The 9439-nt window shown below is 73.9% G+C and carries 6 protein-coding genes and 1 pseudogene; all 7 read left to right on the top strand.

The window, feature by feature from the left end; all coding sequences use genetic code 11:
• Positions 1-75: 75 nt before the first annotated feature.
• Positions 76-3855: pseudogene (locus C2L58_RS15195) on the top strand (SDR family NAD(P)-dependent oxidoreductase); the annotation flags it as partial.
• Between the two features lie 15 nt (positions 3856-3870).
• On the top strand, positions 3871-4647 hold the full coding sequence (locus C2L58_RS15190) for an arylamine N-acetyltransferase (protein WP_199191282.1): 777 nt from the start codon (positions 3871-3873) through the stop codon (positions 4645-4647).
• Positions 4648-4666: 19 nt separating this feature from the next.
• Positions 4667-4855, top strand: a complete 189-nt coding sequence (locus C2L58_RS15185) for a hypothetical protein (RefSeq protein WP_103338224.1) — start codon at positions 4667-4669, stop codon at positions 4853-4855.
• Positions 4852-5907, top strand: coding sequence for a 3-dehydroquinate synthase family protein (locus tag C2L58_RS15180; RefSeq protein ID WP_103338223.1), 1056 nt, complete (start codon positions 4852-4854; stop codon positions 5905-5907). The genes C2L58_RS15185 and C2L58_RS15180 overlap by 4 nt, the downstream gene beginning before the upstream one ends.
• Positions 5904-7214 carry a 3-deoxy-7-phosphoheptulonate synthase class II gene (locus tag C2L58_RS15175; protein ID WP_103338222.1) on the top strand — a complete coding sequence of 437 codons (1311 nt, stop codon included), beginning with the start codon at positions 5904-5906 and terminating at the stop codon, positions 7212-7214. Before C2L58_RS15180 ends, C2L58_RS15175 begins: the two co-directional genes overlap by 4 nt.
• A 12-nt stretch (positions 7215-7226) precedes the next feature.
• Complete coding sequence (locus C2L58_RS15170) at positions 7227-8021, top strand: shikimate dehydrogenase family protein (RefSeq protein WP_103338221.1); 795 nt, start codon at positions 7227-7229, stop codon at positions 8019-8021.
• A 131-nt stretch (positions 8022-8152) separates the two neighbouring features.
• Positions 8153-9319 carry a 3-amino-5-hydroxybenzoate synthase gene (gene rifK / locus C2L58_RS15165; protein ID WP_103338220.1) on the top strand — a complete coding sequence of 389 codons (1167 nt, stop codon included), beginning with the start codon at positions 8153-8155 and terminating at the stop codon, positions 9317-9319.
• Positions 9320-9439: the final 120 nt, after the last annotated feature.

The following is a 9439-nucleotide window of genomic DNA, read 5'->3' as shown; positions in this document are numbered from 1 at the left end:
GCCCCCGAAGAGGGTCTGCCGCGGCTTGTCGTGAGTGAAAAAGCGGGTTCTAACCCTCCTTTCCACTCACGACCGTCCGTGGTGCCGCTGGTCGTGTCGGCTCGGAGCGCCGGTTCACTGGCCGGGCAGGCGGGTCGGCTGGCGGCGTTCCTCGAGGACGTGCCCCTTTCCGGGGTCGCCGGTGCCCTGCCGGGGCGCGCCCGGTTCGGCGAGCGGGCGGTCGTGGTCGCGGAGTCGGCCGAGGAGGCCCGCGGGAGCCTGGGGGCGCTCGCCCGTGGCGAGGACGCGCCGGGCCTGGTCAGTGGCCGCGTACCCGCGTCCGGACGGCCGGGCAAGCTCGTGTGGGTGTTCCCCGGGCAGGGGACGCAGTGGGCGGGCATGGGCCGCCGGTTGCTCGAAGAGTCCCCGGTGTTCGCGGCGCGGATCGCCGAGTGCGCGGCCGCGCTGGAACCGTGGATCGACTGGTCGCTGCCGGACGTCCTCCGCGGCGAGGGCGAGCTGGACCGGGTCGAGGTGCTGCAGCCCGCGAGCTGGGCGATGATGGTCGGCTTGGCCGCGGTCTGGTCCGCGGCCGGGGTGGTCCCCGACGCGGTGCTCGGCCACTCGCAGGGCGAGATCGCCGCGGCGTGCGTCTCGGGAGCGCTGTCGCTGGAGGACGCGGCCAAGGTCGTCGCGCTGCGCAGCCAGGCCATCGCGGCGAAGCTCTCCGGCCGCGGCGGCATGGCCTCGGTCGCTTCGGGCGAAGCCGACGTGCTGTCGCGGCTGGGGGACGGGGTCGAGGTGGCGGCCGTCAACGGCCCGTCGTCGGTGGTGATCGCGGGGGATGCCCAGGCCCTCGGCGAAACGCTGGAAGCGTTGTCCAGTGAGGGAATCCGGGTCCGGCGGGTGGCGGTCGACTACGCCTCTCACACCCGGCACGTCGAAGACATCGAGGCCACCCTGGCCGAAGCCCTCGCCGGGATCGACGCCCGGGCGCCGCTCGTGCCGTTCCTCTCCACCCTGACCGGCGAGTGGATCCGGGACGAGGGCGTCGTGGACGGCGGCTACTGGTACCGGAACCTGCGCGGCCGGGTGCGGTTCGGCCCGGCCGTGGAAACGCTGCTCGGGCAGGGGCACGGCGTGTTCGTCGAGATCAGCGCCCACCCGGTGCTGGTCCAGCCGATCAGCGAGCGCACCGACGAGACCGACACCGTCGTGACCGGGAGCTTGCGCCGCGACGACGGCGGTCTGCGCAGGCTGCTGACGTCGATGGCCGAGCTGTTCGTCCGCGGGGTCGAAGTGGACTGGGCGTCGCTGGTGCCGCCCGTCCGCGCCGACCTGCCGGCGTACGCCTTCGACCACGAGCACTACTGGCTGCGGGCCGCCGAACCGACGTCCGACGTCGTCTCGCTGGGCCTCGCCGGAGCCGGCCACCCGCTGCTCGGCGCGATCGTCCCGCTGCCGCAGTCCGACGGCCTGGTCTTCACCTCGCGGCTGTCCCTGCGCACGCACCCCTGGCTGGCCGACCACGCGGTCCGGGAGGTCGTGATCGTCCCCGGCACCGGGCTGGTCGAGCTGGCCGTGCGGGCCGGCGACGAAGCCGGCTGCCCGGTGCTCGACGAGCTGGTCATCGAGGCGCCGCTCGTGGTGCCGCGCCGCGGCGGGGTCCGCGTGCAGGTCGCGCTCGGCGGCCCCGGCGACGACGGCTCGCGCACGGTGGACGTCCACTCCCTGCGAGAGGACGCGGACAGCTGGGTCCGGCACGCCACCGGCGTACTGGCACCGGACGTCCGGCCGCGCGGAACCGCCGGGTTCGCCTTCGCCGCCTGGCCGCCGCCCGGTGCGGAGGCCGTGGACATCACCGGGGCCTACGACGTGCTCGCGGACGTCGGCTACGGCTACGGGCCCACCTTCCGGGCCGTGCGGGCGGTGTGGCGGCGCGGGGACGAAACCTTCGCCGAGATCGCGCTGCCCGAAGACGCCGAAGCCGGCCGGTTCGGCATCCACCCCGCACTGCTGGACGCGGCCCTGCACTCGACGATGGTCAGCGCCGCGGCGGACACCGAGTCCTACGGCGACGAGGTGCGGCTGCCGTTCGCGTGGAACGGGCTGCGGCTGTACGCGGCCGGCGCGTCGGTGCTGCGGGTCCGCGTCGCCAAGCCCGAGCGGGACAGCATGTCGCTGGAAGCCGTCGACGAGACCGGCGGCCTGGTCGTGACGCTGGATTCCCTGGTCGGCCGCCCGGTGACGAACGACCAGCTGGCCACGGCGGCGGGCGCCGGCTCGCTCTACCGGGTGGACTGGCCGCCGCTGTCCTCTGTGGACACCGGGCGGCCGGCGCCTGCGTGGGTTTCCGTCGCCACCGCGGAAGAGGTGGCGACCCTGGCCGACGACGTCCTGACCGGCGCGGCCGAGGCCCCGGCGGTGGCCGTGCTGGAAGCCGCCGGGGACCCGGTACTGGCGCTCACGGTCCGGGTGCTGGACGTGGTCCAGTGCTGGCTCGCGGGCGGCGGCCTGGAGGCGACGAAGCTCGCGATCGTGACCCGGGGGGCGGTGCCCGCCGGTGACGGCGTGGTGTCCGACCCGGCCGGGGCCGCGGTGTGGGGCCTGGTGCGGGCGGCGCAGGCGGAGAACCCGGACCGGATCGTCCTCCTCGACGTCGAGCCCGGTGCCGGCATCACGCCACTGCTGGCTTCGGTGCTGGCCGAGAGCGAACCACAGGTCGCGGTCCGCGGCACGACGCTGGCCGTCCCGCGGCTCGCCCGTGCCCCGCGACCGGACTCGCCCGCCGGGTTCAAGACCCGCGGACCGGTGCTGGTCACCGGCGGGACCGGCTCGCTCGGCGCCCTGGCCGCCCGGCACCTCGTCGAACGCCACGGCGTCCGGCAGCTGGTGCTGGCGAGCCGGCGGGGGTTCACCGCCGAGGGCGCGAAAGACCTGGTCACCGACCTCACCGCGCTGGGCGCGGACGTCTCGGTCGCCGCCTGCGACGTCGCCGACCGGGACCAGGTGGCGGCGCTGCTGGCCGAGCACCGGCCGACCGCCGTGGTGCACACGGCCGGCGTCTCCGACGCCGGCGTGATCGGGACGGTGACCCCGGACCGGCTGGCCCGGGTGTTCGCGCCCAAGGTCGACGCGGTCCGGCACCTGGACGAGCTGACGAGGGACCTGGACCTCGACGCGTTCGTCGTCTACTCCTCGGTTTCCGCCGTCTTCATGGGCGCGGGCAGCGGCAGCTACGCCGCGGCGAACGCCTACCTGGACGGGCTGATGGCCCACCGGCGCGCGGCCGGCCTGCCGGGCCAGTCGCTGGCGTGGGGCCTGTGGGACCAGGCCACCGGCGGCATGGCGGCCGGCACCGACGAAGCCGGCCGGGCCCGGATGACCCGGCGCGGCGGCCTGGTGGCGATGAAACCCGCGGACGGCATGGACCTCTTCGACGTCGCCGTCGGGTCCGGGGAGGCACTGCTGGTGCCCGCCCAGCTCGACCTGCGCGGCCTGCGCGCCGAGGCGGCGGCCGGCACCGACGTGCCGCACCTGCTGCGCGGCCTGGTCCGCGCGGGGCGGCAGCAGGCCCGCACGGCGTCCACAGTGGACGACAACTGGGCCGGCCGGCTGGCCGGGCTCGCCCGGGACGAGCGGGCGAAGGTCCTGCTCGACCTGGTGCGCACCCAGGTGGCCGCGGTGCTGGGCTACCGCGCGGCCCACCAGGTCGACCCGGATCAGGGCCTGTTCGAGATCGGCTTCGACTCGCTCACCGCGATCGAACTCCGCAACCGGCTGCGCGCCCGCACCGAACGGAAGATCGCGCCCGGCGTCGTCTTCGACCACCCGACGCCGGCCCTGCTCGCCGCGCACCTGAACGAGCTGCTCTGAAAGAAGGGGACGGACGTGTTCGACGTGGAGACCTACCTCCAGCGGATCGGCTGCGCCGGGGAAACCGGCGTGGACCTCGAAACGCTGGCGAAGCTGCAGAAGCACCACCTGATGGCGATCCCGTACAACAGCCTCGCCTACGAGCTGCGGGACGCGGTGAACATCGTCGACCTCGACGAGGACGACGTCTTCGTGACCAGCATCGCCGAAGGCAAAGGCGGCGCCTGTTACCACCTGAACCGGCTGTTCCACCGGCTCCTGACCGAGCTGGGCTACGACGTCACGCCGCTGGCCGGCAGCACCGCGGAAGGCCGGGAGACCTTCGGCACCGACGTCGAGCACATGTTCAACCTGGTCACCCTGGACGGCGGCGACCGGCTCGTGGACGTCGGCTACCCCGGCCCCAGCTACGTCGAGCCCCTGGAAGTGTCGCCCGCGGTGCAGACCCAGTACGGGAACCAGTTCCGGCTGGTGGAGCAGGAATCCGGGTACGCGCTGCAACGCCGCGGCGCGGTCACCCGCTGGAGCGTCAGCTACACCTTCACCACGCAACCACGGCGGTGGAGCGACTGGAAGGAACTGGAGGACAACTTCCGGGCACTGGTGGGGGACACCACCCGCACCGACACGCAGGAAACCCTGTGCGGCCGGGCGTTCGGGAACGGCCACGTCTTCCTGCGGCAGCGCCGCTACCTGACGGTCGAGGACGGCCGCGAGCAGGTCCGCACGATCACCGACGACGAAGAGCACCGGACGCTGGTGGGCCGCGTGCTGTCCGGCGACCTCGGCTGAACTGGCGAAAGGCAAGACGATGAGGGAAAAAGAGGGCCTCCTGGCGAGGTTCGCCGGCCTCTGGAAGACCGCGTACCACGTGCACTACGTCCCGTACCTCGGCTTCTTCTACGGCGGCGAGTACCTCCACCACGGCAGCGAGCCGGTGTCCCGGATCGCCGACCTGCCGTACCGGACGCTGCCGGAGCCGCGGGAGCCGTCGCCGTGACGACGACGATCCCGGTGCGCCTGGAAGAACGGTCCTACGACGTGCTCGTCGGCCCCGGCGTGCGGAACTCGCTGCCCGAGGTCGTCCGGCGGCTCGGCGCCCAGCGGGCCGTGGTCGTCTCGGCCCGCCCGCCCGCCTGGGTGCCGGACACCGGTGTCGAGACGCTGCTGCTGCCGGCACGGGACGGCGAGCACGACAAGCGGCTGTCCACAGTGGAGGAACTGTGCGGCGAGTTCGCGCGGTTCGGGCTGACCCGGTCCGACGTCGTCGTCTCCTGCGGCGGCGGCACGACCACGGACGTCGTCGGGCTCGCGGCCGCGCTGTACCACCGCGGCGTCGCCGTGGTCCACCTGCCGACGTCGCTGCTCGCGCAGGTGGACGCCAGCGTCGGCGGGAAGACCGCGGTGAACCTACCGGCGGGGAAGAACCTCGTCGGCGCGTACTGGCAGCCCAGCGCGGTGCTGTGCGACACCGACTACCTGACCACCCTGCCGCGGCGGGAGCTGCTGAACGGCCTCGGCGAGATCGCCCGCTGCCACTTCATCGGCGCCCCGGGCCTGCGGGGCCTGCCGCTGCCGGAGCAGATCGCCGCCAGCGTCACCCTCAAGGCGGGGATCGTGGCTCAGGACGAGCGGGACACCGGGCCGCGGCACCTGCTCAACTACGGCCACACCCTCGGGCACGCCCTGGAGATCGCGACGGACTTCGCCCTGCGCCACGGCGAGGCGGTGGCCATCGGCACGGTCTTCGCGGGCCGCCTGGCAGGGGCGCTGGGCCGGATCGATCAGTCCGGTGTGGACGAACACCGCGCCGTCGTCCGCCACTACGGCCTGCCCGCCGCGCTGCCCGCGGACGTCGACGCGGACGTGCTCGTCCGCCAGATGCGCCGGGACAAGAAGGCGATCGCCGGGCTCGCCTTCGTGCTGGCCGGGCCGCGGGGCGCGGAGCTGGTGAGAGACGTGCCGGCCGAAGTCGTCACGGACGTCCTGGCCCGGATGCCCCGCGACCGCCTGGAAAACCTGGTGGGGGCGACGGAAGCGGCGGCGACGTGAAGCGGCTGCCGGCTCTCGCCTCCGCCGACCGGGCGGTCGACCGCGTGCTGGCCGGCCGGCTGAGCGCGGCGCTGGCCCGCCCGGCCGCGCAGCAGCCGTGCTGGCCGGACGCCGAGCGGGCCGGGGCGGTGATCGGGCTGCTGCACAACGCCGAGCCGATCGTGGCGCCGGAGGAGACCGCCCGGCTGCACACCCGGCTCGCGGCGGTCGCCCGCGGCGAGGCGTTCCTGCTGCAGGGCGGGGACTGCGCGGAGACGTTCGCCGGCAACACCGAGCCGCACCTGCGGGCCAACCTGGGCGTGCTGGAACGGATGGGCGAGGTGCTGGCCGGGGCGGCCGGCCGGCCGGTGGTCAAGATCGCGCGGATGGCCGGGCAGTTCGCCAAGCCGCGGTCCAACACCGTCGACGCGCGCGGGCTGCCGGTCTACCGCGGCGACATCGTGAACTCCCCGGAGTGCACGGCCGCCGCCCGGACGCCCGACCCGCACCGGATGCTGATGGCCTACGCCCACGCCGCCGGCGCGATGGACCTCGTCCGCAAGTTCTGCGCCGAGGGCGTCGAAGCACCCCAGCCGGCGCTCGCCGGGGCCCGCCGGGCCCCGGGGGAACCGCGGTTCGGCGAGGCCGGCCGGCCGCCGCGCCCGACGGAGATCTTCGTCAGCCACGAGCTGCTCCTGCTCGACTACGAGCGGGCCGTCCTGTGGGCGGATTCCGGCGCCCCGGAACCGCGGCTGTCCAGCGGCCTCGCGCACTTCCTGTGGATCGGCGACCGCACCCGCCAGCTCGACGGCGCCCACATCGCCTTCGCCGAGCTGCTGGCCAACCCGATCGGTCTCAAGCTGGGGCCGGGCTGCACCCCCGAGGAGGTCGTCGAATACGTGCGGCGGCTCGACCCGCACCGCACGCCGGGCCGGCTGACGCTGGTCAGCCGGATGGGGCACGCGCGGGTCCGCGAGCTGCTCCCCCCGATCGTGGAGAAGGTCACCGCCTCCGGGCACGAGGTGATCTGGCAGTGCGACCCGATGCACGGCAACACCCGGACCTCGGGCAACGGCTACAAGACCCGGCACTTCGACCACGTCGTCGCCGAACTGGCCGGCTTCTTCGCCGTGCACCGGCAGCTCGGCACCCACCCGGGCGGCATCCACGTCGAGGTGACCGGCGAAGACGTGACCGAATGCCTCGGCGGCGCCGCGGGCATCGCCGAGGCCGACCTGCCGGACCGCTACACGACCGCCTGCGACCCGCGGCTCAACGCCGGCCAGTCGGTCGAACTCGCGGCCGCGGTCGCGAAGCTGCTGAGCTGAGGAGGGGTGGCCATGACCATCAGCGGCACCACCCGCCTGTACGTCGTGCTGGGCGATCCGGTCGCCCAGGTGCAGTCGCCCGGGCTGCTGAACCCGCTGTTCGCGCAGCTGGCCGTCGACGCGGTGCTCGTCCCGGTGCACGCGCCGGCGCCGGACCTCGAGCGGATCGTCGCCGGGCTGCAGGCCGTCGCCAACCTCGACGGCATCTTCGTCACCGTGCCGCACAAGCCGGCCGTGGCCGGGCTCGCCGACCGGTGCAGCCCGATGGTCGAGATCACCGGCAGCGCCAACGCCCTGCGCCGGGAAGCCGACGGCCGGTGGTACGCCGAGAACTTCGACGGCACCGGCTTCGTGGCCGGCCTCGCCGGAGCCGGGCACGACCCGAAGGCTCGCCGGGTGACGCTCGTCGGTGCCGGAGGCGCGGGCAGCGCCATCGCGGCCGCCCTGCTGGCGGCGGGCGTGGGCCGGCTCGCGGTGTGCGACCCGGACACCGCGAAACTGACGGCGTTGCGAGCCCGCCTGGACGCGCACTGGCCGGGCCGGACGTCGGTGTCGGCCGAGCCGGACACCGCGGGCGCCGAGATCGCCGTCAACGCGACGCCGCTCGGCCTGCGGCCCGGCGACCCACTGCCGTTCCGGCCGGCGGAGCTCGCCCCGGGCAGCGTGGTCGCCGACATCATCATGAAACCCCGCGAGACCCGCCTCCTCCGCGAAGCCGCGGTCCTCGGGCACCAGGTCCATTGTGGAATCCACATGCTCGAAGGGCAATTGGCCGCCTACCGCGCATTCTTCGACCTGGGCCGGTGAAGCTACCAAGCCGGGGGATGCAAGCCGCCCGCGGCCGGACCTAGCCTGGTCGAGACGCTGATATCCGAGGCATTCCGGACACGGCACGGGCTTTTTCCGCCATTCGAACCCCAGCGGAGAATCGGAGAACCATGAACGCGCGAAAGGCACCGGAATTCCCCGCGTGGCCGCAGTACGACGACGCCGAGCGGGACGGTTTGACCCGCGCGCTCGAACAGGGTCAGTGGTGGCGCATGGGCGGGGACGAGGTGAACTCCTTCGAGCGCGAGTTCGCCGAGCACCACGGCGCCGCGCACGCGCTGGCCGTCACCAACGGCACCCACGCGCTGGAACTCGCCCTGCAGGTCATGGGCGTCGGCCCGGGCACCGAGGTCATCGTGCCCGCCTTCACCTTCATCTCCTCGTCGCAGGCGGCCCAGCGGCTCGGCGCGGTCACCGTCCCGGTCGACGTCGACGCCGCCACCTACAACCTCGACCCGGATGCCGTCGCGGCCGCGGTCACCCCGCGCACCAAGGTGATCATGCCGGTGCACATGGCCGGGCTGATGGCCGACATGGACGCGCTCGCGAAGATCTCCGCCGACACCGGCGTCCCGCTGCTGCAGGACGCCGCGCACGCGCACGGCGCACGCTGGCAGGGCAAACGCGTCGGCGAACTCGACAGCATCGCCACCTTCAGCTTCCAGAACGGCAAGCTGATGACGGCGGGCGAGGGCGGCGCGGTCGTCTTCCCCGAGGGCGAAACCGAGAAGTACGAGACGGCGTTCCTGCGGCACAGCTGCGGCCGTCCCCGCGACGACCGCCGGTACCTGCACCGGATCGCCGGCTCCAACATGCGGCTGAACGAGTTCTCCGCGTCCGTGCTGCGCGCGCAGCTGGCCCGCCTCGACGCGCAGATCGCGGTGCGCGACGAGCGGTGGGCGCTGCTGTCCCGGCTGCTCGGCGAGATCGGCGGCGTCGTGCCGCAGGGCAGCGACGTGCGCGCCGACCGCAACTCCCACTACATGGCCATGTTCCGCGTCCCCGGGCTCACCGAGGGCCGCCGCAACGCGCTGGTCGACCGGCTCGTCGAGGCCGGCCTGCCCGCCTTCGCCGCCTTCCGGGCGATCTACCGCACCGACGCCTTCTGGGAGCTCGGCGCCCCCGACGAGAGCCTCGACGCGATCGCCGAGCGCTGCCCGAACACCGACGCGATCAGCGAGGACGGCGTCTGGCTGCACCACCGGGTCCTGCTGGCCGACGAGCCGGCGCTGCACGCGACCGCCGAGATCATCGCCGACGCCGTGGCGGGGGCATGAGCGAGCTGGCGAGCGAATCATTCAACACTGCGCGTGCGGCTCAGGCGTCGCCGAGGGTCAGCGAGGGGTGCGCATGAGCGAGCTGGCGAGCGAATCATTCAACACTGCGCGTGCCGCTCA

This window comes from Amycolatopsis sp. CA-126428 (assembly GCF_002904335.1).
In the GTDB taxonomy this organism is placed as follows: Bacteria; Actinomycetota; Actinomycetes; order Mycobacteriales; family Pseudonocardiaceae; genus Amycolatopsis.
The sequence above is the reverse complement of the archived record's forward strand: the minus strand, read 5'-3'. Positions and strand labels throughout refer to the sequence as shown.

What these genes read in the sequence shown, in the direction of transcription:
- C2L58_RS15185 (WP_103338224.1), top strand. Translation starts at nt 4,667, where the DNA reads ATGAGGGAAAAAGAGGGCCTCCTGGCGAGGTTCGCCGGCCTCTGGAAG.
- C2L58_RS15170 (WP_103338221.1), top strand. Translation starts at nt 7,227, where the DNA reads ATGACCATCAGCGGCACCACCCGCCTGTACGTCGTGCTGGGCGATCCG.
- rifK (WP_103338220.1), top strand. Translation starts at nt 8,153, where the DNA reads ATGAACGCGCGAAAGGCACCGGAATTCCCCGCGTGGCCGCAGTACGAC.